Here is a 26764-nt window from a genome sequence, read left to right as displayed (position 1 = left end):
CACAGGTAGTTTCATGTCCCTGGAACAGAATTACACCGCGATTCTCGGCCAATTGGGCGAGGACGTGTCCCGCGAGGGCCTGCTCGACACGCCAAAGCGTGCCGCCAAAGCCATGCAGTACCTCTGCCGCGGTTATGCACAGACGCTCGAAGAGGTCACCAACGGTGCCCTGTTCAGCTCCGACAACAGCGAAATGGTGCTGGTCAAGGACATCGAGCTGTATTCGTTGTGCGAACACCACCTGCTGCCGTTCATTGGCAAGGCGCATGTCGCCTATATCCCGAGCGGTAAAGTGCTGGGCCTGTCGAAAGTGGCGCGGATCGTCGATATGTACGCCCGTCGCCTGCAGATTCAGGAAAACCTCAGTCGCCAGATCGCCGATGCGGTAATGCAAGTCACCGGCGCGCTGGGCGTGGCCGTGGTGATCGAAGCCAAGCACATGTGCATGATGATGCGCGGCGTGGAAAAGCAGAATTCGTCGATGATCACGTCGGTGATGCTCGGTGAGTTCCGTGAAAACGCAGCAACCCGTAGCGAATTCCTCAGCCTCATCAAGTAATTCGCAACAGAAAACAGCCGGCGTTGATCGCCGGTTTTTTTTCGCCCATGAAAAATCGGGTAAGCTGCGCGCCTTTCTTCATTTGCACCGTGAGGCTTTCAACGTGTTCGTCAAAGCGCTTCGTGTCGGCCTCGGCCAACTGGTTATCTTCATCGACTTCATCACCCGCCCGGGCAAGAAGAAACGCCCCGCCGCTGCTCAGGCGCAAGTCGACGCTGCCGCAAAAGATCTGACGCTGTATCAGTTTCACGCCTGTCCGTTTTGCGTTAAGACCCGTCGCGCCCTGCATCGCCTGAATGTGCCGGTGGCGCTGAAAGACGCGAAGAACAACGAGCAGGATCGCCAGACGTTGCTGGAACAGGGCGGCCGGATCAAAGTGCCTTGCCTGCGTATCGAAGAGAACGGGCAGACTACCTGGATGTATGAATCCAAGGTGATCATTGATTATCTGGACAAGCGGTTTGCTGCAGTCTGATGTTAATGGGTTGGAGCGCTAGCCGCCTTCGCGAGCAGGCTCGCGAAGAGGCCCGCACTGACAACGCCGGCCCTTGGGCCGGCGTTTTGCTAGGCCGCTCTCTCCAGCTGCGCCCGCCGCACCACTGCCGCCAGCCGCTTCAATCCCTCATCCAGGCGCGCCGGATCAATGTGGCTGAAGTTCAAGCGCAAATGCCCGTGATGTTTGTCCGGCTCGGGAAAGAACGGCTCACCCGGCATGAACGTCACATCATTGGCCAACGCCTCGTTGAGCAATGACCGCGTATCCAGCGGCTGCTTCAACGTCAGCCAGAAAAACAGCCCGCCCTGCGGCATGTTCCACTCCGCCAGATCGGCAAAATGGCTTTCCAGCGCCAACTGAAACGCATCACGCCGCTGCCGGTAGAAATCACGCAGTTCGCTTAAATGCTGTTGATACTTCTGCGAGCCGATCCATTGCAGCGCCTGCCACTGGCCGATGCGATTGGTGTGAAGATCTGCCGATTGCTTGAGCTTGAGCAGGTGCGGGAACAGATCCGGGCTAGCGATGAGGTACCCGACACGCAATCCCGGGAGCAAGGTTTTCGAGACGGTGCCGGTATAGATCCAACTGGCTTTTTTCAGGCGCGCGGCAATCGGCTTGGCACTGCCGCCATCGAAGGTCAGCTCGCGGTACGGCTCGTCTTCAATCAGGGTGACGCCGAACTCATCGAGCAACGCGGCGACGGCTGCGCGTTTGGCCTCGCTGTAGCGTACGGCGGATGGATTCTGGAACGTCGGGATCAGGTAGATAAATGCCGGGCGGTGCTGTTGCAGACGGTTGCGCAGTTGCGCCAGGTTGGGACCGTCGGCTTCCTGCGGCACGGTCAGGCAGTCGGCGCCGAACAGCTGGAAGATTTGCAGCGCGGCCAGATAGGTTGGCGCCTCCAGCAGAATTTCCGTGCCCTTGTCGATGTACAGCTTGGCCGCCAGATCCAGGGTTTGCTGCGAGCCGCTGACCACCAGCACCTGACTCGCCTCGCATTCCAGACCAAGCGCCCTCGCCTCTGCCGCCAAGGCTTCACGCAAGGCCGGCTCGCCTTCGCTCATGCCGTACTGACCAAGCGATAACGGCAACTCCGCCCACTCCACTTTCGGCAACATCGCTTCGGCAGGCAAGCCGCCGGCGAATGACATCACTTCTGGACGCTGAGCGGCAGCAAGGATTTCTCGGATCAAAGAACTTTTCAGGCGCGAGACACGTTCGGAAAAAGCCATGGAGGTCACCGTAGCGAGGGATGCGAAAAATGAGTCAAACTGATTGACTGAAATTACGACAGCTTGAGCGAGTACGTCAACATGCTTGACCTTAAGAACCCCACTAGCCAGCAACAGGCCATGGAAGCGTTTTTCTTCGGCTACCAGGCGTTCACTGCCAAGGCTGATGAAATGCTCGAGCGCCGCGGACTCTCGCGGGTGCATCAGCGCATCGTGTTTTTCATCGCACGCTACCCGAACCTCAGCGTGAAGGAGCTGCTGGCCCTGCTCGGCGTGAGCAAACAGGCGCTGAACATGCCGCTGCGCCAGTTGCAGGAGATGCATCTGGTCGACAGCGTCGCTTCACAGACGGACAAACGTAAGCGCCTGCTCGAGCTGACGGCGGAAGGCGCGAAGTTCGAGCAGGCGTTGCGCCGTGAGCAGGTGAAATTGCTCGAGCGGGTGTTTGCCGAGGCTGGGGAAGCGGCGGTGAATGGCTGGTTGGCGGTGAATCTGGCCTTGGGTGGCAGTCTGACAATTCTTGAGTGAATCAACAGGCGCTTTCGCGAGCAGCCACGCTCCCACAGGGGAACGCATTACAAAGGTAGAGCGAGCCTGCTCGCGAATGGCTTGATAGCCATATATCCCTATCAACAAAAAAATCGGCGACAAAACCCAAAACAATATTTGCTTTATTTGTACACAAAAGCATAATCCACTGCGTGCGAGTTCCTGACTACACGGTCAACAAATTCGCGTATGCCTCAAAGGGCCGCTGCCACCCCTCATGGGTCCGGCCCTGGAAATAACAATAAAACTCTTGAGGAGTACTCGCTGTGGAAAGCCGCAAATCCGAAGCACCGCCGCTCGAGCTCACGCCGCCATTACGCAATGGCCTGCTGGAGCGTCTGTTCAAACTCAGCTTGCATGGCACCACGGTGAAGACCGAGCTGATTGCCGGTCTGACAACCTTCATCACCATGGCTTACATCATCTTCGTCAACCCGAACATCATGGCCGACGCCGGTATCGATCACGGTGCGGCCTTTGTCGCCACGTGTATTGCCGCGGCATTGGGCTGCCTGTTGATGGGCCTGTACGCCAACTGGCCGGTCGGCCTGGCACCGGGCATGGGCCTCAACGCCTTCTTCACCTACACCGTGGTCGGCACCATGGGCTACAACTGGGAAACCGCGCTCGGCGCGGTGTTTGTTTCGGGTGTGCTGTTCATGTTCCTGACCTTTTCGCGGATTCGCGAGTGGCTGCTCAACAGCATTCCGGTCAGCCTGCGTTTTGCGATGGGCGCCGGTGTCGGTCTGTTCCTCGGCCTGATCGGTCTGAAGACTGCCGGGATCGTCGTCGACAGCCCGGCGACGCTGATCAAACTCGGCTCGCTGCGCGAACCCGGCCCACTGCTGGCCGCGATCTGCTTCCTGATGATCGCGATCCTCAGTTACCACCGCGTGTTCGGGGCGATCCTCATCAGCATCATCACCGTCACCCTCGCCGGCTGGGGTCTGGACCTGGTGCACTACGAGGGCATCATGTCCGCGCCGCCGAGCCTGGCGCCGACCTGGATGGCAATGAACGTCGCCGGTGTGTTCAACGTCAGCATGATCAGCGTGGTGCTGGCCTTCCTCTTTGTGCACATGTTTGACACCGCGGGCACCTTGATGGGCGTGGCCCAGCGCGCCAATCTCGTCGCGGCTGACGGTCGCATCGAAAACCTCTCGCGGGCGATGAAGGCCGACAGCGCATCCAGCGTATTCGGCGCCGTGGTTGGCGTGCCTCCCGTGACAAGTTACGTGGAAAGTGCCGCCGGCGTCGCCGCTGGTGGTCGGACTGGTCTTACCGCCGTCACCGTGGGTGTGCTATTTATAGCGGCCATGTTCTTCGCCCCGTTGGCTGGCATGATTCCCGCTTATGCCACGGCTGGCGCACTGATCTACGTGGCGATGCTGATGATGGGCGGCATGGCCCACATCGAATGGGATGAAGCAACCGACGCGATTCCGGCGATTGTCACGGCGATCATGATGCCGCTGACCTTCTCCGTTGCCGACGGCATCGCATTGGGCTTCATCACGTATGTGGCGCTGAAGGCCGGCACCGGCAAGTACAAGGAAATTTCCGTCAGCCTGTGGGTGCTCTGCGCGATCTTCATCGCCAAGTTCATCTTCCTGTAAGCGCTGCGCGGTTCAGGCTTCAAACCAGCCTCACCCTCACGGGTGGGGCTTTTGCGCATTTCGATAACAACAAAGGAGCAAAACGATGAGTCTGGAAACCTGGCTGCTGTTCAGTGGCGCTGCACTGGTGGTGATCCTGATCCCGGGGCCGCTGTCGTTGCTGATGATCAGCAACAGTCTGAATTATGGTTTGCGCCGGTCTTACCCGGCGTTTCTCGGCGGGGTGATTGCCTCGGTCTGCCTGCTCAGCGCTTCGGCGCTTGGCCTCGGTGCTCTTTTGCTGGCATCTGAGCAGCTGTTCAGCGCACTGAAAATCGTCGGCGCGCTGTACCTGTTCTATCTCGCCTGGCAAAGCTGGCAACAATCGCGGCAGCCATCCACGGGCGCCGAAGTCCCTGACGCCGCACCGGTGCCGCGCTTTCGCACACTGTTCGGGCGTGCCTTCGTATTGGGCGCGAGCAATCCGAAGGACATCCTGTTCTTCGCCGCATTTCTGCCGCAGTTCCTCAGCGCCAACCAACCTTTTCTGCCGCAATTGCTGATCATGATCGCGACCTGGGTGGTACTCGACCTGTGCTGCAAGCTGGCATACGGCCTGGGCGCCCATGGCGCAGCGCGGTATCTGCGCAGCGGTAAAGGCCAGAGCTGGTTCAACCGGATCAGTGCCGGATTGTTTGGCGGCGCCGGCGCGGCATCACTGCTCAGCAGTCATTAAGTAATGGCTGTTCATCCCGACTGAACGGATTCGAGTCGGGATGCTGCTGTTTACAATTAACCAAGGCGCGCCCAACCCTGTAATCATTGACGAGCAATACACCGCAACAACCCCTTTATATACAGCGCTCAAAGAGGCACCTTAATATCCGCTGCAATTCGAAACGACAGCCTGAACAAGGAAGTTCTCATGGCCACTTTGATACAAAACGCCTCGATTCAAACCGATCCTGCAATAGAACCAAACAATCATAAAGTTACCGACACGGTCGTTATCACGGATATGCTTTTCGAGAGCAACGAGCGCACGTCTGCAACGATCGACTTTCCCGAACACCCTTCCAAGCGTAACCAATTGAAGTTCGCGGACGAAATATTCGGCCCTCTGCAAATTGGCGACATATCGATAACGCGGGTTGCGCTTGACAGTCTGGGAGCGACCGTCGACGGCAAACCATTGAGTGGTCGCAACACCTTCAGTCGAGTGCTGAAGCGTTCTTTTATCGATGCCGTGCAATTGGACCTGAACAAGGTCGAACATGCCATGAAGGCTGCCACCGGCAGTGACAGTTATTTATTGCCAACCCTGCTGTTTGAAATGGCCAGTCATCGCCCCTTGACCGCCCCCGTGCTCTTCAGCGGTCGCGTTACTGATGAGCACGAACCGGGCAACTACCGGCGCAAGCTGGTGAAACTCGCCAATGCGGCACAGGCACTCGACCTGCAGCATGTGCATCTGCCTCAACACCATCCACGCTGGAAAACATTGACCAAAAGCTACGCAACACTCGGCTCCAGCGTAGGTATTCAAGGCTTCGGGATATTCATGGGGCTGCGCGGAGTCTTCGATGCAATCAAGACAAAGAACACCGCAGAGATCGCGATCAACAGCGCAGGCATCGCTTCGGAACTTGGCTCGATCGCCGTCGACATTGGCGTCAGCAAAGCTGCCACCCAAATGCTCACTGTCGGGCAACATGCCTACCGTGACTTCGCCAGAACCCGAATGGCCCTCAGGCTGGGCCGTTCAGGCGGTCTGCTCGGGGGCGCGCTGACGCTGCCTTTCGATATCTACACCGCCGTGCGATCCATGAATGCTGCCGAGAACGCCACGGGCAAGGAAGCAATGGATCATTACGTCAGCGCCGGTCTGAGTATTACCAGCGCCGCCATGACGGTGATTCTCGGCGCCGCGGCGATGGCCGGCTTTTCCTTCGCCGGCCCGGTTGGACTGGCTGCCGGTGCAATGCTAGCCATCGGCTCGCAGGTCTATGGTGCGGTGCGCATTGTCGACGATATCGACGACTACATAGAACTCACTCTGGATGAGCGTTGGCGCACTGGCTGGTTTTCGTTCTGCATGGCGGATATCGATCAGCACGTTCAAGACCGTTATATCAAGGCCAAGACGCTGTTGCAGCATTCCATCAAGTTGAAGGCGACGGCGAGAAAATTGCTCGACGGCCCTCTCAAGGACAGTACCGAAGCCATCATCAATGGCCAATTCGAAGTCCGCCTGCGGCCCACCAGAGTCTGGAAGCGAAACTGGTGGACGAAACGCGACGCCTGGGAATCGGTACATGTTCCTGAAATAGTCGGCCTGGATGACACCATCGATGCCCGTGAAGGCGTCACACAGAACACGCCTGGCGCCGAACTAGGCACCCCGGCAGACAACAAGAGCGTTATGTGGCTGCTGGCCGAAGGTCGAGACTCAATCAAGGGGGTCGAAAAAAAACCGAACGTCTTTCATTACAAATCCGGGAAAAAAGACCTCACCGGTGGCGAGAAAAACGACCAGTTCGTGTTCGACAATGCGGCCGAATTCCTCAAGCAAGATGTGGATGCAACAGAACATTCGATACTGCGAGGTGGCGCAGGCCAGGACACGCTGGTGCTCGGTGGCCGTTACTCCGATTACCGCACCGATAAAACCGGTTATGACGTGGACCTGCTGGCCGGCACGCTGCAGATCATTTCGACCGACAAATCAAGCGAACAGGGCAAAAAGTATGCCTTGCACAGTTTGCTGGACGGCATTGAAAACGTTGAAACCGTCAACGGCGCCGCGAGCGTCGTGACCGGTACGGCGCAAAGCAACCTTATCAAGGCCCGCGGTAGTGACGTGATCGAAGCGGGTGCCGGCGATGATCAGATCTACCTGCTGCACAAGAATGCCAAGGCATCCGGTGAAACGGGCGCCGATCAATATTTGATTGCACATGTGGCCGGACGCTTCTCGATCTTCGAAGATGGCAAACAGCCAAGCCATATCGTACTGAACTGGAAAAAAGAGCTTATTGACTCATGGCACATCGAGGGTAACGACCTGGTTATCACTTCGGGGTTCGAGTTTCATGAACAATCAAAAAACATCTTGACCATTCATGATGTCTACGAAACAAAAGCCAACGTCCGCCTACTGATCAATAGGGATCTGACTTTCATCACCAGCGACGGTTTCCATTTCAGATTTGAGCTGCCGGAGAAACTTTCAAAGGACGAAACGGCAGACTTTGCTGAAATACTGATCAAACTTGGTCAGTCACAACAACCCATTATCGTTTACGCCGAAGAGTGCTGGATCAGGCATCAGCAGGAAGCGAGCTATTACTTGCCCCGCTCCAGCAACATGACAACTTTTTACTCGGTGCTGCGCGCTGAGACCGTCACCAGAATCTATCTTGATTACAGCAGCGATGAATTGACAAAGGCCGAGGCGCATTTATTCGCATACAAACCCAAGTCCTATCACCTGACAGCAGGGTGTCATCTCGTTTATCACTTTGGCGAAAAGCGGATCAAACTGAATTATTTCGCCGCCGCTCGTAATGAAGGCGAACAAGACAACCTGACAAAAATGTTGCGCACCATGGCTGTCCGGCCGTTTTACCGTTATGTACTGATTTTCAATGACGGTGTCGCCATCAATGCCGGCCTCTCGGATGAAACCGATGTCCTGCCGGCCTTCACCGATTACAGCATACCAAGGGACTGGATCAGGCAAATGAAGCTGCCCTTGCCAGTCCGCTCGCGACGCTACAGTTATGCCCTGCCGGAAAACAGGGCGTACGAAATGGGCAATCGCAACTGCTGTGCCACGCTAACCGCGCAGACCGTGCAAACCGCGATGGAAAGCCTGGTGGGAGAAGGCTCCACGTACTTGATACACCTCGTTGCCAACATGACACTGCGACTTTCTACACCGGGCGCCCTCGCCAGCTCGACCGTGCGCCTGATGCACTCCTCTACGTGGGAGCTCGATGCCACAAAACTCGGGCCCGTCGATATCAGACTCTCGAACAATCAGCTATCCATCGGCACCTGTACTGTTTACCTACCGGTGTACGAAAGCGAGGACTTGATTGATCAGATTCGAGTCATCACTGAGAACGGAGTGGTGCATACAGTCGATCTGGTGTTTGACCGGGTCTACCGCGATGGCCTTGATGCACGATTCTTTGAAGCCCCCAACGCTACCAGACCGCTGCCCTCAGCACTGGCCTCGCTGGCCAGCGAGGTGGTGAAGGTCAGAAACGCGGGCTGGATCTTCGATGAGTCAGCGGCAGTGAGTTACAGCTTTGCCGCACACGGCTGGGTATTGCGTGCCGATAACTCGCGAGTTGAAGCATCCGAGTTGCAAGTGGCCAATCGTTGCAGCCATCAGTCCGGGATCTTCCTGCCGACGCCAACCCTCAATGTCCCTGTAGCGTAACGGCAAAACGATTAATCGACAGCACCCTTTGCAACCCTGCGCTTTGCCAGGCGCCTGCGCGCGCCTGCGCATCCACTTCATGAGTAGTTCAGTATGGCCAAACCACCCAAAAAAGTTTCTGTCACGACAAAAACCAACCTCCCCGACGCCTCCGGCTCAGGTTCGCCGACACGCAGCAACACCATCGGTCTGCACATGCCGGATGCCTTGCTGCTGGGCATTCAACCGCCACCCCTCAGCCGGGGCGCCGACACCTCCGCAGCGGTTGATCGCCAGCCTGCGGTGGTCATTCATGAGTTGCCGCCGACAGCGAATCGTATTGGCACCACTCGGAACGCGATCCCCTGGCCACAGGAGCGCGCTCACGAGCTGATTGCCGTGCCAGACAAGAGTGGTCTGTTCACCGGTCCGGATCAGCGAACGTACGCACAAATCGATAGTGAAGGACGGTTCGTGGTCGAACAGGATCTGCACGGCAACTACCATTTACCCCTGACTTTCGCCCCCGGTGTCACCGGCCTCGCCCTGGCTCCCAACGAAGGCCAGGCGAGCTGGAGCATCCAGCGCCCTGACAGGCCATCGATCCGGCGCGCTCCGACTACCGTGGCCAGCCCCGACTATCTGACCCCGTCGGACGTCAACACGCTGACCAAGCCGCAAATGGCCACTAATGGCATTCGCTACAACAAGCTCAAGCAGACCTTTGTCACCACGGTTGACGGAACAGTCATGGTGCGCAAAAACAAGGACGGCGACTATCAGCAGGCGTCAGCGGCAAGCCATGCGGCACCGGAGATATTTTTTGAACAGATCGCGGGAACCGTGTTCTGGCGGCAGAAAGCACCCGGCACCCAGCCCGCAGAGCCCCCATCATCCAGCCGACAGCCGGTCGCCCAGGCCGAAGAGCCCATCGCCGGCCCGAGCAAACGGCCACGGCTTGAGGAGACTACAGGGCAAGCACCCAGCGCCCAGGATCACCATCCGGCGTATTTCTGGTTGCCCTGGGGCCATTTGAACAAGCCTGCCGGGATCGAATCGGTGCAGCTCGGCTGGTTGCATTATCCCATCGTGCCCGTTGGCTCAAACCCCGCGCCCCGGGTGTTTTTCGTGCTTCATCCCGAGTTCGCGCCAACGCACTTCGAGGCATTCGAACACATGCTGGCCACCGCCCCCGGCTTGCAGCCGGTGGCCACGTTTCGAATCGGCAACGATCCAGGTGAAATACATCCGGGCAAACACTTTTTCGAAGCGCCAATCACCCAATCCGTTGCTCGTGCATTCCCCGATTTTTCTGACGCCACCGCGCGCGCCGTGGCCCGACGACTATTCGAACTGGCCGACCACTCGCCGACGATCACCGGCACCGGGCTGCTCAACATTGATGCTGCGTTGCAGCAATGGCAGCACCGGCCGCTGTCTACGACGCCGGCCCAGACCCGCGCCGACCCGATGAGCATGCTGACCGTGGCGCCGGATATTGACCTTGGCGGAAAAAGACTGATTCCGATGCCTTCCCAAGTCGACAGTGAGCTGCAACGCCTGACCTTCGATCCGCAGCGTTTTCCAGCGGCCTGGAATCACTACTCAACCTATCCCTCGGACCTCAACCTGAGGCGGCTGATCGGTTCCTTGCTGGTTAACAGCGGCTACGAATTATTCCCGCTGACGTATGAACATCGCATACCGACGCTGGTTTTCAAACGGGCCCACCACGATCAGATTTTCTTCCTCAAACTGGGAGCGATCGACCAGGCAGGCCTCACTCATGTGCCCGGCAATGAACTGACCGAACCGAGCACACCCGCGCGAATCGGCCAGGACGCCTTCAAGGCGCTGACCGAGGCCGCCGCGCAAAACAAAGTGGTCTGGCTGATCGGCGGAGTGTTGAAGGTTGCCGGCAAGCCTGACTCGGTATTCATCATTCGCGAACGCTGAGCATGGCGCTCGGTCGCCGGATTGGAGGGAACATTGCGGCCATAAAAAAAGCCCGCAGTGTGGGCGGGCGAAAGACCAAAGAAGCTATATGCGCAGTCGCTTCCCGGTGGGGGCAGCTGCTTGGGGGTCAGCTGCCCCGATACGTGGAATAGCTGTAAGGCGAAATCAGCAGGGGCACGTGATAGTGCTCCTGCTCGGCGGAGATGCCGAAACGCAACACCACCACGTCGAGAAATGCCGGCTCGGGCAGTTGCACACCGCGGGCGCGGTAGTAATCGCCGGCGTGGAACTGCACCTGATAAACGCCAGTGCGATAATCGTCGCCTTGCAGCAACGGTGCGTCGACCCGGCCATCGCTGTTGGTTGTCGCACTGGCGACCAATTCCAGCTGCGATCCTTCAACGCGGTACAGCTCGACCTTGATCGAGCTGCCCGGGCAACCGTGTGCAGCGTCCAAAACGTGTGTTGTCAAACGTCCCATTGATTCTGCGCGCCTGGCCGCAACAAGCGGTCAGACCTCGCGCCTCCCGAAGTCAGTTGAAAAGGAGACCGCACCGATTCGGAGCACGAAACGCTGCGGCGAGCGACTGATTAAGACACTTTTCAAAAAAATTGTACACAATAAAAACGACATTTTTCGCCTCACCCCCGCCATCCGGGCCTTTATCGCCAATCTACAGACAATGCGCCTGATCATTGAACCTTCTATTCATTAGCTGACTGGTCAGGCAGGTTTCTTGCAGGCTCGAACCGCTAGCAGCAAAAGATGACAGCCGGTGAAAAATGCGAAAATTCAGGCTTACAAAATGTAAATAAAGTTGTATACAATCAGCCCATCGCTGTGACGCCAGCCTGCCAGGCCGCCACACCAATCTGTCAACGTACAAGAAGGAAGACTGCAGTGAGCGCTGACTACCCACGCGACCTGATCGGTTACGGCAGTAACCCTCCTCACCCACACTGGCCGGGCAATGCCCGGATCGCCCTGTCCTTCGTGCTCAATTACGAAGAAGGTGGCGAGCGCAATATTCTGCACGGCGACAAGGAATCCGAAGCCTTTCTCTCCGAAATGGTCGCTGCCCAGCCGCTGCAAGGCGCGCGCAACATGAGCATGGAATCGCTTTACGAGTATGGCAGCCGCGCCGGCGTCTGGCGGATTCTGAAACTGTTCAAGGAATTCGACATTCCGCTGACCATCTTCGCCGTGGCCATGGCCGCCCAACGTCACCCGGACGTGATCCGCGCGATGGTCGATGCCGGCCACGAAATCTGCAGCCACGGCTACCGCTGGATCGACTATCAGTACATGGATGAAGCGCAGGAACGCGAGCACATGCTCGAAGCGATCCGCATCCTCACCGAACTGACCGGCGAACGTCCGCTGGGCTGGTACACCGGCCGCACCGGGCCGAACACCCGTCGGCTGGTCATGGAAGAAGGCGGTTTCCTCTACGACTGCGACACCTACGACGACGACCTGCCCTACTGGGAACCGAACAACCCCACCGGCAAGCCGCATCTGGTGATCCCCTACACCCTCGACACCAACGACATGCGCTTCACGCAAGTGCAGGGTTTCAACAAGGGTGACGACTTCTTCGAATACCTCAAAGACGCCTTCGATGTGCTTTACGCCGAAGGGGCCGAAGCGCCGAAAATGCTCTCGATCGGTCTGCACTGCCGGCTGATCGGCCGCCCCGGTCGCCTCGCTTCGCTCAAGCGCTTTATCGAATACGCCAAAAGTCATGAACAGGTGTGGTTCAGCCGTCGCGTCGACATCGCGCGCCACTGGCAAGAAACCCACCCGTACCAAGGGACTGCAAAATGAGCCGCTTTCAAACCCTGCAACCGTCGACCCTGAGCCGCGACGCTTTCGTCAAAGCCTTCGCCGACATCTACGAACATTCGCCATGGGTGGCCGAAAAGGCCTACGACCTCGGTGCGGACGCTTCGATCGACGAGATCGAAACCCTGCACCAGCGCATGAGCGATATCCTGTTGAGCGCCGATCATGCCAGCCAGCTGGCCCTGATCAACGCTCACCCGGACCTGGCCGGCAAAGCCGCCGTCCAGGGCCAACTGACCGAAGCCAGCACCCATGAACAGGCTGGCGCCGGTATTCACCAATGCACGGCCGAAGAGTTCCAGCGCTTCACCGAGCTGAACGACGCCTACAAAGCCAAGTTCAAGTTTCCCTTCATCATGGCGGTAAAAGGCAGCAACCGGCATCAGATCCTCGCGGCGTTCGAAACGCGCATCAACAATTCGGTGGAAGCCGAGTTCAAATGCGCGCTGGCGGAGATCAACAAGATCGCCCTGTTCCGTTTACTGACTCTTTAGCAAGCCTGGCCCGAGCGTGAATGAACGCGCAAACGCCCAGGGCCCTGCGAGCATCCCCAGCCAACTTATCAAAGGCAGACAAGAAGAATGAAAGCTTACGCCGTACCTTTCGAAAAATACGTCAACCTGGCCGACGCCCGCCTGGGCACCAAGATCATTTCGGTCACCGATGACTGGTTCGCAGACGCCAATCGTCTGTTCCAACCGACCCCGGCCGTATGGAAGGAGGGCGTGTTCGATGACAACGGCAAGTGGATGGACGGCTGGGAGTCGCGCCGCAAGCGCTTCGAAGGTTACGACAGCGCGGTGATCCGTCTGGGCGTACCGGGCTCGATCAAAGGCGTGGACATCGACACTTCATTCTTCACCGGCAACTACCCGCCATCGGCCTCGCTGGAAGCGTGCTTCCTGGCCTCGGGCGAGCCGGATGAAAACACCCAGTGGACTGAAGTACTGTCGGCCGTCGAGCTGCAGGGCAACAGCCACCACTACCACGAAATCAGCAACGACCAAGCGTTCAGCCACCTGCGCTTCAACATCTACCCGGACGGCGGTGTTGCCCGTCTGCGCGTGTACGGCATTCCGTTCCGCGACTGGTCCGCTGTGGGCGACAACGAGCAAGTCGATCTGGCCGCAGCCCTTAACGGTGGCCGCGCCCTCGCCTGCTCCGACGAACACTTCGGCCGCATGAACAACATCCTCAACCCGGGCCGTGGCATCAACATGGGCGACGGCTGGGAAACCGCGCGTCGTCGCACGCCGGGCAATGACTGGGTGATCGTCGCGCTGGGTCATCCGGGCGAGATCGAGAAAATCGTCGTCGACACCCTGCACTTCAAAGGCAACTACCCCGACACCTGCTCGATCCAGGGCGCGTTCGTCAAGGGCGGCACCGACAGCCAGATCGAAACCCAGTCGCTGTTCTGGCGCGAACTGCTGCCAAGCCAGAAGCTGGAAATGCACGCCGAACACACCTTCGTCGAGCAGATCAAGGCACTCGGCCCGATCACCCACATCCGCCTGAACGTGTTCCCGGATGGTGGCGTGAGTCGCCTGCGTGTATTGGGCAAGGTCGCTAAACAAGGTTGAACCCAATCGCTGGCAAGCCAGCTCCCACAGGTTTTGTGAACGCCACAGTCCACTGTGGGAGCGGGCTTGCCCGCGATGGCGATAGATCTAACAACATAGAATCCGGATAAGAAGAACAGCATGCGCACATTGACGATTGAACCGCTGACCAAAGAAGCCTTCGCCCCTTTCGGTGACGTGATCGAAACCGACGGCAGCGATCACTTCATGATCAACAACGGTTCGACCATGCGCTTCCACAAACTGGCGACGGTCGAAACCGCTACGCCTGAGGACAACGCAATCATCAGCATTTTCCGCGCCGACGCGCAGGACATGCCGCTGACCGTTTGCATGCTGGAACGCCATCCGCTGGGCAGCCAGGCTTTCATTCCGCTGCTCGGCAACCCCTTTCTGATCGTGGTCGCGCCAGTTGGCGATGCACCTGTATCAGGCTTGGTCCGCGCCTTCGTCACCAACGGCAGGCAGGGCATCAATTACCATCGCGGCGTCTGGCACCACCCGGTGCTGACGATCGAAAAGCGGGATGACTTCCTGGTGGTTGATCGCAGTGGCACAGGCAATAACTGCGATGAGCATTTTTTCAAAGAGGATGAGCGGTTGATCCTCGCCCCCCACCAATAAGAGAAGGTCCGATCACTCGACAACAAGAGTGACGGGCGAGAGGTAAAGACTGTGGAAGCACATCTGTTGGAATGGCTGAACCTGAGCGTGCGCTGGGTTCACATGATCACTGGCGTGGCCTGGATCGGCGCGTCGTTCTACTTCGTCTGGCTGGAGAACAACCTCAACCGCGTCAACCCGAAAACCGGTCTGGCCGGTGATCTGTGGGCGATCCACGGCGGCGGCATCTACCACCTGGAAAAATACAAACTGGCCCCACCGTCCATGCCGGACAACCTGCACTGGTTCAAGTGGGAAGCCTACTTCACCTGGATGTCGGGGATCGCGCTGCTGTGCGTGGTGTTCTACTCCAACCCCGTGCTCTACCTCGTCGCACCCGGCAGCGGCCTCAGCGGTCCTGAAGGTGTGGCCATCGGTATCGGCTCGCTGATCGTCGGCTGGTTCGTCTACGACTTCCTCTGCGATTCGGCCCTGGGCAAGAAACCCGCCCTGCTCGGCTTCATCCTGTTCGTCCTGATCATCGCCGCGGCCTATGGCTTCAGCAAAGTGTTCAGCGGGCGTGGTGCGTACCTGCACGTCGGCGCGATCATCGGCACCATCATGGTCGGCAACGTGTTCCGCATCATCATGCCGGCGCAACGCGCACTGGTGGCGGCGATCGCCGAGAACCGCACGCCGGATCCGGCGCTGCCGGCCAAGGGTCTGCTGCGTTCGCGACACAACAACTATTTCACCCTGCCAGTGCTGTTCATCATGATCAGCAACCACTTCCCGAGCACTTACGGCAGCCAGTACAACTGGTTGATCCTGGCCGGGATCGCGGTGTTGGCGGTATTGGTGCGTCACTACTTCAACACCCGTCACGACAGCCACAAGTTTGCCTGGACCCTGCCAGTGGCAGCGGTGGGCATGATCTGTCTGGCCTACGTCACCGGTCCGATGCCGATGTCGAACGCACCTGAAGTGGCCAAGGCACCGGCGAAAATCGAGTACCAACCGCTGCCGGAGACGGCATTGGGCGGTGGCGCGAAACCGGCCGAAGCGGCGCAACCTGCGGCACCCGCAGCCCCTGCGGCGGCACCTGCGCAAGCCTCGAATGCCGGCCCCGGTTTCGACAAAGTGCACAACGTGATTCAAGAGCGTTGCACGGTGTGCCATTCGTCCAAGCCGACCAGCCCGTTGTTCAGCGCAGCCCCGGCCGGTGTGATGTTCGATACCCCCGAGCAGATCCGCCAGAACGCCGCGCGCATTCAGGCGCAAGCCATCACCACACAGATCATGCCACTGGGCAACATCACCCAGATGACCCAGCAGGAACGTGACCTGATTGGTGCCTGGATTGCCCAGGGAGCGCAGACCAATTAATCGTTAAAAGCATCGCTGGCAAGCCAGCTCCCACAGGGTTTTGCATAGCCTGTGTGGGAGCGGGCTTGCCCGCGAATGGCCGCTCCGCGGTCTGCCTGATGCAAAGAAACAGCTGCAAGCAACCCGGCAGCTGTTAATCACAAGAATAAAAAAGATCCGAGGTGTTGCATGTCCGAGCTGTCCAAAGCGCGCATCCCCGACGCACCCGCCATTCAGCGTTTGCCCCTTTTGCAACTGATCCTGGTCGGTCTGCAACATGTTCTGCTGATGTACGGCGGTGCCATCGCGGTGCCGCTGATCATCGGACAGGCCGCTGGCCTGAGTCGTGAAGAAATCGCCTTCCTGATCAACGCCGACCTGCTCGTCGCCGGCATCGCCACTATCGTGCAGTCGCTCGGCATTGGCCCGATGGGCATCCGCATGCCGGTGATGATGGGCGCCAGTTTCGCTGCGGTCGGCAGCATGGTCGCCATGGCGGGCATGCCCGGCATCGGCCTGCAAGGCATCTTCGGCGCGACGATCGCCGCCGGTTTCTTCGGCATGCTGATCGCACCGTTCATGTCCAAGGTCGTGCGTTTCTTCCCGCCGCTGGTCACCGGCACGGTCATCACCTCGATTGGTTTATCGCTATTCCCCGTGGCCGTGAACTGGGCCGGTGGCGGGGTCGACGCCGCGCAATTCGGATCGCCGATTTATCTGGCCATCGCCGCGCTGGTGCTGGCCACCATCCTCTTGGTTCACCGCTTCATGCGCGGATTCTGGGTCAACATTTCCGTGCTGATCGGCATGTGCCTGGGCTATGTATTGTGCGGCGTGATCGGCATGGTCGACCTCAGCGGCATGGCCAGCGCACCGTGGATTCAGTTCGTCACCCCGCTGCATTTCGGCATGCCCAAGTTCGAGCTCGCGCCGATTCTGTCGATGTGTCTGGTGGTGGTGATCATCTTCGTCGAGTCCACCGGGATGTTCCTCGCGCTGGGCAAGATCACCGGCCAGGAAGTCTGCCCGCGCATGCTCCGTCGCGGCTTGCTGTGCGATGCCGGCGCGTCGTTCTTTGCCGGTTTCTTCAACACCTTCACTCACTCCTCGTTCGCGCAGAACATCGGCCTGGTGCAGATGACCGGCGTGCGTTGCCGCTCGGTGACCATCGTTGCCGGTGGTCTGCTGATCGTCCTCAGCCTGCTGCCGAAAGCGGCGTTTCTGGTGGCGTCGATTCCCCCGGCGGTGCTGGGCGGTGCGGCGATTGCGATGTTCGGCATGGTCGCCGCGACTGGGATCAAGATCCTCCAGGAAGCTGACATCGGTGACCGCCGCAACCAGTTGCTGGTCGCGGTGAGCATCGGCATGGGCCTGATCCCGGTGGTGCGTCCGGAATTCTTCGCCCACCTGCCGCTGTGGATGAGCCCGATCACCCACAGCGGCATCGCCATGGCCACTCTCAGCGCGCTGACCCTGAACCTGCTGTTCAACATCCTCGGCGGCAAGGAGCGCGCAGCAATCAACGATTGCCATGCGCACTGATTGAAACCACCACACCACCTGTGGGAGCGAGCCTGCTCGCGAAAGCGCTGTGTCATTCAACATTGATGGTGACTGACACAACCGCTTCGCGAGCAGGCTCGCTCCCACAGGGACTACGCAACTGCTTGTGCCTCAAACAATAAAAACAAGAGGGAGCAACAGATGATCCGCACGCAAAGCAACGTTCTGTTGAGTGGCGGCCTGCTGGCCGCGAGTCAGGCCATGGCCGGCGATCTGCTGCTGTGGCAGAGCAACAGCCTCAGCTATCTGTACGGCAAGAATTTCGCGATCAACCCGTCGTATCAGCAGACGGTGACCTTCGAGCACGCCGACAAATGGAAGTACGGCGACAACTTTCTGTTCGTCGACAAGATCTTCTACAACGGCAAGGAAGATCCGAACAAAGGCCCTCACACCTTCTACGGCGAATTCACCCCGCGCCTGTCCTTCGGCAAGATCCTCGACCGCAAGATCGAGTTCGGCCCGATCAAGGATGTGCTGCTGGCAATGACCTACGAGTACGGCGAAGGCGAAAGCGAGGCTTACCTGATCGGTCCCGGTTTCGATCTGAAAGTGCCCGGTTTCAATTACGTCACCCTGAACATTTTCCGTCGCCAGACCGAAGGCCCGCGCCCCGGTGATGGCGTCTGGCAAATCACCCCCGCGTGGTCCTACAGCTTCCCGCTGGGCAATTCCGATGTGCTGATCGACGGCTACCTCGACTGGGTCGTCGACAACGACGAGAACTCGCGCGGCACCTACCACGCCAACCTGCACATCAATCCGCAGATCAAATATGACCTCGGCAAAGCCATGGGCTGGAGCCAGAAGCAGGTGTACGTCGGCACCGAGTACAGCTACTGGAAGAACAAATACGGCATTGAAAACAGCCACTCCTTCGATACCAACCAGAACACCGCCAGCCTGCTGCTGAAGGTGCACTTCTGAGATGGCCCGCAACCGTGCGCCATACCTGCCGTCGGTGCTCTGTTGCGGGGCACTTGAGCCTTGGCCGTGGAGTCAGTATTCTCCGCCGCCTTCCGAATTCGCTCTAAAAAAAAGCCCGGATTCAATTTCTGACCGAAAAGCCAACTTATCCCGGCCGCGGTCAGCCCTGAGGCATTCCGAAAAACACGCTCGTCGACTGTTTCTCAACAGCCGAACGGGCGTTTTTTGGTTTTTCGAAAGCCTTGGCGCAGCTTTTGCTACCAGCATTGAAAGCTGACCGATCGGATGAAATTTGCGGTACGAAAAAAGGCGCCACATCAGAGCGCCGATCTTAAAAAAATAACGTGGAACACCTACTTTGGGAGCAACCGAATGAAACGTATGTGCACCAGCCTGATGCTGGCCGGATCGATGTTCGCCGGCGGCCAGGCGATGGCCGAAGGCCTGCTGCAGTGGCAGAACAACAGCCTGACCTACCTGTATGGCAAGGACTTCCAGGTCAACCCGCGCATTCAGCAGACCGTGACCTTCGAGCACGCCGATGCCTGGAAGTATGGGGACAACTTCCTGTTCATCGACAAGATCTTCTACAACGGCAAGGATGATGGCGGCGTCGGCTCCAACACCTACTACGGCGAGCTCAGCCCGCGCCTGTCGTTCGGCAAGATCTTCGATCAGAAACTGGCCTTCGGCCCGGTGACTGATGTGCTGTTGGCGATGACCTACGAGTTCGGTGAAGGCGATACCGAGGCGTACCTGATCGGTCCGGGCTTCGACCTGGCGATTCCTGGCTTCGACTACTTCCAGCTGAACTTCTATCAGCGTCACACCCAGGGCGCACGCGCCGGTGACAACGTCTGGCAGATCACCCCGGTCTGGTCCTACACCATCCCGGTGGGCAAATCGAACATCCTCATCGACGGCTTCATGGATTGGGTGGTCGACAACGACTCCAATTCCAAGGGCGACTACCACGCCAACCTGCACTTCAATCCGCAGGTCAAATACGACCTGGGCAAGGCGCTGAATTTCGGCGAGAAGCAGTTGTATGTCGGTGTCGAGTACGACTACTGGTCGGACAAGTACGGGATCAAGGACAGCCAGTACTTCAAGACCGATCAGAGCACCACAAGCTTCCTGGTCAAGTTCCACTTCTGACCCTAAAAGCTTCGCGAGCAGGCTCGCTTCCACATTTAGACCGAGTTCCAATGTGGGAGCGAGCCTGCTCGCGAAGGCCTCACCGCAGATTTCAGGCAGGAGCCACCGCTTCAGATATCCGCAAAAACCGGCAAAGCTCCTCGCGCTTGGCCAACGCATCCCTGCGCCCCAGATCAATCAACTCGCTGCAATACCCCGCCTCGAACAGCAGGTAACTGAGCACCCCCGCCCCGCTCGTCTTCGTCGCCCCCGGACCGCGCAGAAACAGGCGCAACGCTGCTGGCAGTTCCTGGCGATGCCGCGCGGCGATTTCGTCGATCGGCTGACTTGGCGCAATCACAAGCACCTCCACCGGCGCCACACCCAGCGCACGAGTAGGTGTGCCGGCCGGGAGCAAATGACTGAACTGATTCAGACGCTGCAGCAACTCGATATCGCTCTCCAGACTGTCGATAAACGTGCTGTTGAGCATGTGCCCGCCGATCTGCGCCAGCGTCGGTTGCTGGCCGCTGTAGGCGCGCTCCAGCGGCTGCTGCGGATCGACGCCGCGCGGGTTGCCGCTGACGCCCACCACCAGCACGCGACTGGCACCCAGATGCAGCGCCGGGCTGATCGGCGCCGACTGGCGTACTGCGCCGTCACCGAAATATTCCTCGCCGATTTTCACCGGCGCGAACAACAGCGGAATCGCTGAACTGGCCAACAGATGATCGACCGACAATTGCGTCGGCACGCCAATGCGGCGGTGCCGCAGCCAGGCGTCGATGGTACCGCCGCCCTGATAGAACGTCACCGCTTGCCCCGATTCGTAGCCGAACGCGGTCACCGCCACCGCATGCAATTGCTTGCGCGCGATGGATTCGGCGATGCCGGGCAGGTGCAGTTTTTCCTCGAGCAGTTCGCGCAGCGGCGAACTGTTGAGCAGCGCCACCGGCATCTGCCGACCGAGGCCGAGCAGGCTGTGGCTGACGAAGCGGCTGGCTTGATGGATCACGCCCGGCCAGTCGCTGCGCAGCACGCGGTGGCTGCGAAAGCCCTGCCAGAACTGGGTCAGGCGTTCGATGGCGGCGCGAAAGTCCGTAGCGCCACTGGCCAGGCTGACCGCATTGATCGCCCCGGCCGAGGTGCCGACGATCACCGGAAACGGATTGTCCGCGCCGATCGGCAGCAACTCGGCAATCGCCGCCAGCACCCCGACCTGATAAGCCGCCCGAGCCCCGCCGCCGGAAAGAATCAAACCTGTGACCGGTTCAGCAGGACTCATCGCAACACTCCACGGTGCTTGTCAGATCGGCTAATCAACGACGCTTGGGATAAAGTTTCGGCTCACCCGGCGGGCGACTCTTGAAGCGCCGATGCGCCCACAGGTATTGCTCGGGGCAGGCACGCAAAGCGCTCTCGACCCACTGATTGATGCGGATGCAATCGGCCTCCTCGCTCTCGCCGGGGAAGTCATCCAGCGGCGGATGGATCACCAGGCGATAACCACTGCCGTCGGCCAGACGTTCCTGCGTGAACGGCACCACCAAGGCTTTACCCAGGCGCGCGAACTTGGTCGTCGCAGTGACAGTGGCGGCCTGAATGCCGAACAGCGGCACGAAGATGCTCTGCTTGGCGCCGTAATCCTGATCCGGCGCATACCAGATCGCCCGGCCCGAGCGCAGCAGCTTGAGCATGCCGCGCACATCGTCGCGTTCCACCGCCAGCGAATCGAGATTGTGCCGCTCACGGCCACGGCGCTGAACGAAGTCGAACAACGGATTTTTATGCTCGCGGTACATGCCATCGATGGTGTGCTGCTGGCCGAGCAGCGCCGCGCCGATTTCCAGCGTGGTGAAATGCGCGGCCATGAGGATCACGCCTTTGCCTTCGCGCTGGGCTTTTTGCAGATGTTCAAGGCCTTCGACGTGGGCCAGTTTCGCCAGACGCTCGCGCGACCACCACCAGCTCATCGCCATTTCAAAAAAGGCAATGCCAGTAGAGGCGAAGTTTTCCTTGAGCAGGCGTTTGCGCTCGGCGGCGGATTTTTCCGGGAAGCACAATTCCAGATTGCGCCGGGCGATGGTTCGCCGGTCGCTGGCGACGCGATACATCAACGCGCCCAAAACTCGACCGATGGTCAACAGCGCCGGATACGGCAGCTGCACGATCAGCCACAAAAGCCCCAGGCCGCACCAGAGCGGCCAGAAGCGCGGAGCAAGATATGCTTTTCGAAAACGCGGGCGATCCATTAAAGCTTCCGTAAATACAGTGGCCGCGCATTCTACATCGTTCGACCCGGCTTGCGGCTCGCGGGCGTTCTCGTTATAAGTCTCGGCACTTTTAGTGACAAGCCGTTGTATGCCGACATGAGCCAAACCGACCCGTTAGACCAAGATCCCGTATTCCAGCTCAAGGGCAGCATGCTGGCCATCACTGTGCTGGAACTGGCCCGTAACGACCTCGAAAGCCTCGATCGGCAATTGGCCGCCAAAGTCGCCCAGGCGCCGAATTTTTTCAGCAATGCACCGCTGGTTCTGGCACTCGACAAACTGCCGCCGAACCAGGGCGCGGTTGACCTGCCGGGGCTGATGCGCGTCTGCCGCCAGCACGGCCTGCGTACCCTGGCCATTCGTGCCAGCCGCATCGAAGACATCGCCGCTGCCATCGCCATCGACATCCCCGTGCTACCGCCCTCGGGTGCCCGCGAGCGCCCGCTGGAGACGCCGGAAGCCGAAGTCAAAAAGAAGCCGGAAAAGCCACCTGAGCCGACGGTCAAACCGACCCGCGTAATCACCACGCCAGTACGTGGTGGCCAACAGATATATGCCCAGGGTGGCGATCTGGTAGTGGTCTCATCGGTCAGTCCGGGGGCGGAACTTCTCGCCGATGGCAACATCCATGTATACGGCCCGATGCGCGGCCGAGCACTGGCCGGCGTCAAAGGTGACACCAAGGCACGGATTTTCTGTCAGCAATTGAGCGCTGAACTGATCTCCATCGCCGGTCATTACAAGGTCTCCGAGGATTTGCGTCGTGATCCGATGTGGGGCTCGGGCGTCCAGGTCAGCCTGTCAGGCGACGTGTTGAACATCATTCGGCTTTAACGGATACTGCCGCATTTTCCAAGCATCTCTAAAACGTAGCGAAAACGGCTCAAACGAAGTAGGAAAAAGGCCCAAAGCCAAATTCCAGCCAAGGCTGTCCGACTGCAGTAGTTTTCAAGAGATGTTTTTCAGGGGCTGAACAGTCCTTCTTCCTTAGGGGTGAAACACCTTGGCCAAGATTCTCGTGGTTACATCCGGCAAGGGTGGTGTGGGTAAGACCACCACCAGCGCCGCTATCGGTACCGGCCTCGCTCTGCGCGGCCACAAAACAGTGATCGTCGACTTCGACGTGGGCTTGCGTAACCTTGACCTGATCATGGGTTGCGAGCGCCGCGTGGTGTATGACTTCGTCAATGTGGTCAACGGCGAAGCCAACCTGCAACAGGCACTGATCAAAGACAAGCGCCTGGAAAACCTCTACGTACTGGCGGCCAGCCAGACCCGCGACAAAGACGCGCTGACCGTCGAAGGCGTGGAAAAAGTCCTGATGGAGCTCAAGGAACAATTCGAGTTCGTCGTCTGCGATTCCCCGGCGGGCATCGAGAAAGGTGCGCACCTGGCCATGTACTTCGCTGACGAAGCGATCGTCGTGACCAACCCGGAAGTCTCCTCGGTACGTGACTCGGACCGCATGCTCGGCCTGCTGGCGAGCAAATCGCGCCGTGCCGAACGTGGCGAAGACCCGATCAAGGAACACCTGCTGATCACCCGCTACCACCCGGAGCGTGTTGAAAAGGGCGAGATGCTCGGCGTTGAAGACGTCAAGGAAATCCTTTCGGTAACCTTGCTCGGCGTCATCCCGGAATCCCAGGCGGTGCTCAAGGCTTCCAACCAGGGCGTGCCGGTGATTCTCGACGACCAGAGCGATGCCGGTCAGGCTTACAGCGATACCGTCGACCGCCTGCTGGGCAAAGAAAAAGCCCACCGATTCCTCGATGTCGAGAAGAAGGGATTCTTCGAGCGCCTGTTTGGAGGTAGGTAATGAACCTTTTTGACTTCTTTCGTGCCAACAAAAAGCCAAGTACCGCCTCGGTAGCGAAAGAGCGTCTACAGATCATCGTGGCGCATGAGCGCGGCCAGCGCAGCACGCCGGATTACCTGCCAGCCTTGCAGAAGGAACTGGTCGACGTGATCCGCAAGTACGTCAACATCGGCAACGATGACGTACATGTTGCACTGGAAAGCCAGGGCAGTTGCTCGATTCTGGAACTCAACATCACCCTGCCCGATCGCTGAGTCGATCCGGCAGGTATGACGGCGGTTCAGGGCCATTCCCCAGTGGAATGGTCCTGAACCGCCGTTGGCATTTGTTACGAGGCTGTTTTAATGCCGCTGTCCAACATCCGCATCATCCATCAGGACGCCGCCGTACTGGTGGTCGACAAACCGACCCTGCTGCTCTCGGTGCCCGGTCGCGCTGACGACAACAAGGACTGCCTGATCACCCGCCTGCAGGAAAACGGCTACCCGGAAGCGCGCATCGTCCATCGTCTGGACTGGGAAACCTCCGGCATCATCCTGCTGGCCCGGGATGCCGACACCCATCGTGAGCTGTCGCGGCAGTTTCATGACCGCGAAACCGAAAAGGCCTACACCGCTTTGGCCTGGGGTCAGCCGGAACTGGACAGCGGCAGCATCGATCTGCCCCTGCGCTACGACCCACCGACCAAGCCCCGGCACGTGGTCGATCACGAACTCGGCAAGCATGCGCTGACCTTCTGGAAGGTGCTGGAACGTTGCGGCGATTGGTGCCGGGTTGAGTTGACGCCCATCACCGGCCGCTCGCATCAACTGCGCGTGCACATGTTGTCGATCGGCCACCCGCTGCTCGGCGACGGGCTCTATGCCCATGAACAGGCGCTGGCAGCCTGGCCACGTCTGTGCCTGCACGCCAGCATGCTCAGCTTCACTCATCCGCAAACCGGCGAACGCCTGCGCTTCGAGTGCCCGGCCCCGTTCTGACAGCCAGCACCGGCCCCATGTGGGAGCGAGCCTGCTCGCGAAAGCGGTTTCACATTCAGCATCGATGTTGACTGATCAATCGCCTTCGCAAGCAGGCTCGCTCCCACAGGGGATCCGTTCGGATTCAATTGTTCGGCCAATACGTTAAACTCCCGTCCATTGCTGTCTGGAGTTTCTTATGCGCGCAGAGTTGAACCAGGGCCTGATCGATTTCCTCAAGGCCTCCCCTACCCCGTTCCACGCCACCGCCAGCCTTGTTCAGCGTCTGGAGGCCGCCGGTTATGTGCGCCTCGACGAGCGTGAGCCATGGTCCACCGAGGCCAACGGCCGCTATTACGTCACCCGCAACGACTCCTCGATCGTCGCGATCAAAATGGGCCGCAACTCGCCCCTGCACGACGGTATCCGCCTGGTCGGCGCCCATACCGACAGCCCATGCCTGCGGGTCAAGCCGCAGCCGGAACTGCAGCGCCAAGGCTTCTGGCAACTGGGCGTCGAAGTCTACGGCGGCGCGCTGCTGGCGCCGTGGTTCGACCGCGATCTGTCGCTGGCCGGCCGCGTGACCTTCCGCCGTGACGGCAAGGTCGAGAGCCAGTTGATCGACTTCAAGGCACCGATCGCGATCATTCCCAACCTGGCCATTCACCTCAACCGTGAAGCCAATCAGGGCTGGGCGATCAATGCGCAGACCGAACTGCCGCCGATCCTCGCCCAGTTCGCCGGCGACGAGCGCGTCGATTTCCGCGCCGTGCTCACCGATCAACTGGCCCGCGAGCACGGCTTGAATGCCGACGTGGTGCTGGATTACGAGCTGAGCTTCTACGATACGCAAAGCGCTGCGGTGATCGGTTTGAACGGTGATTTCATCGCCGGCGCACGCCTCGACAACCTGCTGTCGTGCTACGCCGGCCTGCAAGCGTTGCTCACCGCCGAGACCGACGAAACCTGCGTGCTGGTCTGTAATGACCACGAAGAAGTCGGCTCCTGCTCGGCATGCGGTGCCGACGGACCGATGCTAGAACAGACCCTGCGGCGCCTACTGCCGGAAGGTGACGAGTTCGTCCGCACCATTCAGAAATCCCTGCTCGTGTCGGCCGATAACGCCCACGGCGTGCACCCCAACTACGCGGAAAAGCACGACGCCAACCACGGCCCGAAACTCAATGCCGGCCCGGTGATCAAGGTCAACAGCAACCAGCGCTACGCCACCAACAGCGAAACCGCCGGTTTCTTCCGCCATTTGTGCATGGCCGAAGAAGTCCCGGTGCAAAGTTTCGTGGTGCGCAGCGACATGGGCTGCGGCTCGACCATCGGCCCGATCACCGCCAGTCACTTGGGCGTGCGCACCGTCGACATCGGCCTGCCGACCTTCGCCATGCACTCGATCCGCGAGCTGTGCGGCAGCCATGATCTGGCGCATCTGGTCAAAGTGCTCAGCGCGTTTTATGCCAGTCGTGAATTGCCGTAACGGCTGACAAGCTTCGCGAGCAGGCTCGCTCCCACAATGGAATGCCATTCACCTGTGGAGCGAGCCTGCTCACGAAAGCGCCTGTGCAGCCAGCAGAATCCTCTCTGGCCAGATGCATTCCTGAGCCACATCACACCCTGCCTCGAAAACCCGCCTAGACTGCAAGCATCCCCACAGACAAGGCAGTCTTCATGATCTCGATGTCGTCCTTCCATGCCATGCTCATTCCCATCCTCAGCGGGATGATCCTGCTCGCCATCGGCTTCAACTTCCGTGACAAGAACGCCGGGGTGTTGGCCATGTGGATCGGCATGCTGATGATCCTCGCCACGGTGGTCTACAAGATCCTCGCCAAACTCAACGAATGACCGCCCCCGGCTCGCA

25 protein-coding genes are annotated in these 26764 nt (G+C 59.3%); 21 read left to right on the top strand and 4 right to left on the bottom strand.

Annotated features, from left to right (window positions below):
- The first annotated feature begins 13 nt into the window (after positions 1–13).
- A complete protein-coding gene (gene folE / locus ACZ0AZ_RS17670) occupies positions 14–559 on the top strand; it encodes a GTP cyclohydrolase I FolE (RefSeq protein WP_016773769.1) in 546 nt (181 codons plus the stop codon).
- A 103-nt stretch (positions 560–662) separates the two neighbouring features.
- Positions 663–1034: a glutathione S-transferase N-terminal domain-containing protein gene (locus ACZ0AZ_RS17665; RefSeq protein ID WP_071171524.1), complete on the top strand. Its 372-nt coding sequence runs from the start codon at positions 663–665 to the stop codon at positions 1032–1034.
- 89 nt (positions 1035–1123) lie between these two features.
- On the opposite strand, the gene ACZ0AZ_RS17660 is transcribed toward ACZ0AZ_RS17665, so the two are convergent.
- Positions 1124–2290 carry an aminotransferase-like domain-containing protein gene (locus ACZ0AZ_RS17660; RefSeq protein ID WP_039763814.1) on the bottom strand — a complete coding sequence of 389 codons (1167 nt, stop codon included), beginning with the start codon at positions 2288–2290 and terminating at the stop codon, positions 1124–1126.
- Positions 2291–2371: 81 nt separating this feature from the next.
- Between ACZ0AZ_RS17660 and ACZ0AZ_RS17655 the strand changes: the two genes are divergently transcribed.
- From ACZ0AZ_RS17655 to ACZ0AZ_RS17635, 5 genes are all read left to right on the top strand, one after another.
- On the top strand, positions 2372–2818 hold the full coding sequence (locus ACZ0AZ_RS17655; RefSeq protein WP_039763874.1) for a MarR family winged helix-turn-helix transcriptional regulator: 447 nt from the start codon (positions 2372–2374) through the stop codon (positions 2816–2818).
- 287 nt (positions 2819–3105) lie between these two features.
- The gene (locus ACZ0AZ_RS17650) at positions 3106–4455 is read left to right on the top strand and encodes an NCS2 family permease (protein WP_039763812.1); all 1350 of its coding nucleotides are present in this window, start codon (positions 3106–3108) and stop codon (positions 4453–4455) included.
- 85 nt (positions 4456–4540) lie between these two features.
- Positions 4541–5170, top strand: a complete 630-nt coding sequence (locus ACZ0AZ_RS17645) for a LysE family translocator (protein ID WP_039763810.1) — start codon at positions 4541–4543, stop codon at positions 5168–5170.
- Between the two features lie 189 nt (positions 5171–5359).
- Positions 5360–8884, top strand: coding sequence for a hypothetical protein (locus ACZ0AZ_RS17640; RefSeq protein ID WP_052269159.1), 3525 nt, complete (start codon positions 5360–5362; stop codon positions 8882–8884).
- A 93-nt stretch (positions 8885–8977) separates the two neighbouring features.
- Complete coding sequence (locus tag ACZ0AZ_RS17635) at positions 8978–10819, top strand: hypothetical protein (protein ID WP_463570751.1); 1842 nt, start codon at positions 8978–8980, stop codon at positions 10817–10819.
- 127 nt (positions 10820–10946) lie between these two features.
- Here the strand turns inward: ACZ0AZ_RS17635 and uraH are convergent, their stop codons facing one another.
- Positions 10947–11300: a hydroxyisourate hydrolase gene (gene uraH, locus ACZ0AZ_RS17630; RefSeq protein WP_024012214.1), complete on the bottom strand. Its 354-nt coding sequence runs from the start codon at positions 11298–11300 to the stop codon at positions 10947–10949.
- 420 nt (positions 11301–11720) lie between these two features.
- On the opposite strand from uraH, the gene puuE reads away from it, so the two are divergent.
- The 8 genes from puuE to ACZ0AZ_RS17590 all read left to right on the top strand — a co-directional run bounded on the left by puuE (position 11721) and on the right by ACZ0AZ_RS17590 (position 19864).
- A complete protein-coding gene (gene puuE / locus ACZ0AZ_RS17625) occupies positions 11721–12647 on the top strand; it encodes an allantoinase PuuE (RefSeq protein ID WP_039763806.1) in 927 nt (308 codons plus the stop codon).
- Entirely contained in the window at positions 12644–13159 is a 516-nt protein-coding gene (uraD, locus tag ACZ0AZ_RS17620; RefSeq protein WP_039763804.1) for a 2-oxo-4-hydroxy-4-carboxy-5-ureidoimidazoline decarboxylase, read from the top strand. Before puuE ends, uraD begins: the two co-directional genes overlap by 4 nt.
- A gap of 87 nt (positions 13160–13246) precedes the next feature.
- A complete protein-coding gene (alc, locus tag ACZ0AZ_RS17615; protein ID WP_463537800.1) occupies positions 13247–14248 on the top strand; it encodes an allantoicase in 1002 nt (333 codons plus the stop codon).
- Between the two features lie 120 nt (positions 14249–14368).
- A complete protein-coding gene (locus tag ACZ0AZ_RS17610) occupies positions 14369–14872 on the top strand; it encodes an ureidoglycolate lyase (protein ID WP_039763801.1) in 504 nt (167 codons plus the stop codon).
- Positions 14873–14923: 51 nt separating this feature from the next.
- A complete protein-coding gene (locus ACZ0AZ_RS17605) occupies positions 14924–16237 on the top strand; it encodes a urate hydroxylase PuuD (protein WP_129999230.1) in 1314 nt (437 codons plus the stop codon).
- 168 nt (positions 16238–16405) lie between these two features.
- Positions 16406–17758 (top strand): nucleobase:cation symporter-2 family protein, encoded by a 1353-nt coding sequence (locus ACZ0AZ_RS17600; RefSeq protein WP_039763799.1) that lies wholly within the window; start codon positions 16406–16408, stop codon positions 17756–17758.
- 162 nt (positions 17759–17920) lie between these two features.
- Positions 17921–18706, top strand: coding sequence for an outer membrane protein OmpK (locus tag ACZ0AZ_RS17595; protein ID WP_039763797.1), 786 nt, complete (start codon positions 17921–17923; stop codon positions 18704–18706).
- 372 nt (positions 18707–19078) lie between these two features.
- A complete protein-coding gene (locus ACZ0AZ_RS17590) occupies positions 19079–19864 on the top strand; it encodes an outer membrane protein OmpK (RefSeq protein ID WP_039763795.1) in 786 nt (261 codons plus the stop codon).
- 91 nt (positions 19865–19955) lie between these two features.
- Here the strand turns inward: ACZ0AZ_RS17590 and ACZ0AZ_RS17585 are convergent, their stop codons facing one another.
- On the bottom strand, positions 19956–21128 hold the full coding sequence (locus ACZ0AZ_RS17585; RefSeq protein WP_463537799.1) for a patatin-like phospholipase family protein: 1173 nt from the start codon (positions 21126–21128) through the stop codon (positions 19956–19958).
- A 34-nt stretch (positions 21129–21162) separates the two neighbouring features.
- On the bottom strand, positions 21163–22095 hold the full coding sequence (locus tag ACZ0AZ_RS17580) for a lipid A biosynthesis lauroyl acyltransferase (protein ID WP_122505993.1): 933 nt from the start codon (positions 22093–22095) through the stop codon (positions 21163–21165).
- 117 nt (positions 22096–22212) lie between these two features.
- On the opposite strand from ACZ0AZ_RS17580, the gene minC reads away from it, so the two are divergent.
- The 6 genes from minC (at position 22213) to ACZ0AZ_RS17550 (ending at position 26748) form a co-directional block, all read left to right on the top strand.
- Entirely contained in the window at positions 22213–22950 is a 738-nt protein-coding gene (gene minC / locus ACZ0AZ_RS17575) for a septum site-determining protein MinC (protein ID WP_041479318.1), read from the top strand.
- A 169-nt stretch (positions 22951–23119) separates the two neighbouring features.
- Positions 23120–23932, top strand: coding sequence for a septum site-determining protein MinD (gene minD / locus ACZ0AZ_RS17570; protein ID WP_007913953.1), 813 nt, complete (start codon positions 23120–23122; stop codon positions 23930–23932).
- Positions 23932–24186, top strand: coding sequence for a cell division topological specificity factor MinE (gene minE / locus ACZ0AZ_RS17565; RefSeq protein ID WP_003223146.1), 255 nt, complete (start codon positions 23932–23934; stop codon positions 24184–24186). Before minD ends, minE begins: the two co-directional genes overlap by 1 nt.
- A 90-nt stretch (positions 24187–24276) precedes the next feature.
- Positions 24277–24912, top strand: coding sequence for an RluA family pseudouridine synthase (locus ACZ0AZ_RS17560; RefSeq protein WP_463537798.1), 636 nt, complete (start codon positions 24277–24279; stop codon positions 24910–24912).
- Between the two features lie 178 nt (positions 24913–25090).
- The gene (locus ACZ0AZ_RS17555) at positions 25091–26380 is read left to right on the top strand and encodes a M18 family aminopeptidase (protein ID WP_064364632.1); all 1290 of its coding nucleotides are present in this window, start codon (positions 25091–25093) and stop codon (positions 26378–26380) included.
- Positions 26381–26571: 191 nt separating this feature from the next.
- Positions 26572–26748 carry a hypothetical protein gene (locus tag ACZ0AZ_RS17550; protein ID WP_165839208.1) on the top strand — a complete coding sequence of 59 codons (177 nt, stop codon included), beginning with the start codon at positions 26572–26574 and terminating at the stop codon, positions 26746–26748.
- The last annotated feature ends 16 nt before the right edge of the window (positions 26749–26764 follow it).

The sequence above is a fragment of the Pseudomonas sp. AC239 genome (assembly GCF_979258545.1).
Note: the sequence above shows the minus strand (reverse complement) of the source record. Positions and strands in the feature narration are given on the sequence as shown.

Coding starts and splice junctions, on each gene's coding strand:
- folE (WP_016773769.1), top strand. CDS start 14: ATGTCCCTGGAACAGAATTACACCGCGATTCTCGGCCAATTGGGCGAG.
- ACZ0AZ_RS17660 (WP_039763814.1), bottom strand. CDS start 2,290: ATGGCTTTTTCCGAACGTGTCTCGCGCCTGAAAAGTTCTTTGATCCGA.
- ACZ0AZ_RS17655 (WP_039763874.1), top strand. CDS start 2,372: ATGCTTGACCTTAAGAACCCCACTAGCCAGCAACAGGCCATGGAAGCG.
- ACZ0AZ_RS17645 (WP_039763810.1), top strand. CDS start 4,541: ATGAGTCTGGAAACCTGGCTGCTGTTCAGTGGCGCTGCACTGGTGGTG.
- ACZ0AZ_RS17640 (WP_052269159.1), top strand. CDS start 5,360: ATGGCCACTTTGATACAAAACGCCTCGATTCAAACCGATCCTGCAATA.
- ACZ0AZ_RS17635 (WP_463570751.1), top strand. CDS start 8,978: ATGGCCAAACCACCCAAAAAAGTTTCTGTCACGACAAAAACCAACCTC.
- uraH (WP_024012214.1), bottom strand. CDS start 11,300: ATGGGACGTTTGACAACACACGTTTTGGACGCTGCACACGGTTGCCCG.
- uraD (WP_039763804.1), top strand. CDS start 12,644: ATGAGCCGCTTTCAAACCCTGCAACCGTCGACCCTGAGCCGCGACGCT.
- alc (WP_463537800.1), top strand. CDS start 13,247: ATGAAAGCTTACGCCGTACCTTTCGAAAAATACGTCAACCTGGCCGAC.
- ACZ0AZ_RS17610 (WP_039763801.1), top strand. CDS start 14,369: ATGCGCACATTGACGATTGAACCGCTGACCAAAGAAGCCTTCGCCCCT.
- ACZ0AZ_RS17600 (WP_039763799.1), top strand. CDS start 16,406: ATGTCCGAGCTGTCCAAAGCGCGCATCCCCGACGCACCCGCCATTCAG.
- ACZ0AZ_RS17595 (WP_039763797.1), top strand. CDS start 17,921: ATGATCCGCACGCAAAGCAACGTTCTGTTGAGTGGCGGCCTGCTGGCC.
- ACZ0AZ_RS17590 (WP_039763795.1), top strand. CDS start 19,079: ATGAAACGTATGTGCACCAGCCTGATGCTGGCCGGATCGATGTTCGCC.
- ACZ0AZ_RS17585 (WP_463537799.1), bottom strand. CDS start 21,128: ATGAGTCCTGCTGAACCGGTCACAGGTTTGATTCTTTCCGGCGGCGGG.
- ACZ0AZ_RS17580 (WP_122505993.1), bottom strand. CDS start 22,095: ATGGATCGCCCGCGTTTTCGAAAAGCATATCTTGCTCCGCGCTTCTGG.
- minC (WP_041479318.1), top strand. CDS start 22,213: ATGAGCCAAACCGACCCGTTAGACCAAGATCCCGTATTCCAGCTCAAG.
- minE (WP_003223146.1), top strand. CDS start 23,932: ATGAACCTTTTTGACTTCTTTCGTGCCAACAAAAAGCCAAGTACCGCC.
- ACZ0AZ_RS17560 (WP_463537798.1), top strand. CDS start 24,277: ATGCCGCTGTCCAACATCCGCATCATCCATCAGGACGCCGCCGTACTG.
- ACZ0AZ_RS17555 (WP_064364632.1), top strand. CDS start 25,091: ATGCGCGCAGAGTTGAACCAGGGCCTGATCGATTTCCTCAAGGCCTCC.
- ACZ0AZ_RS17550 (WP_165839208.1), top strand. CDS start 26,572: ATGATCTCGATGTCGTCCTTCCATGCCATGCTCATTCCCATCCTCAGC.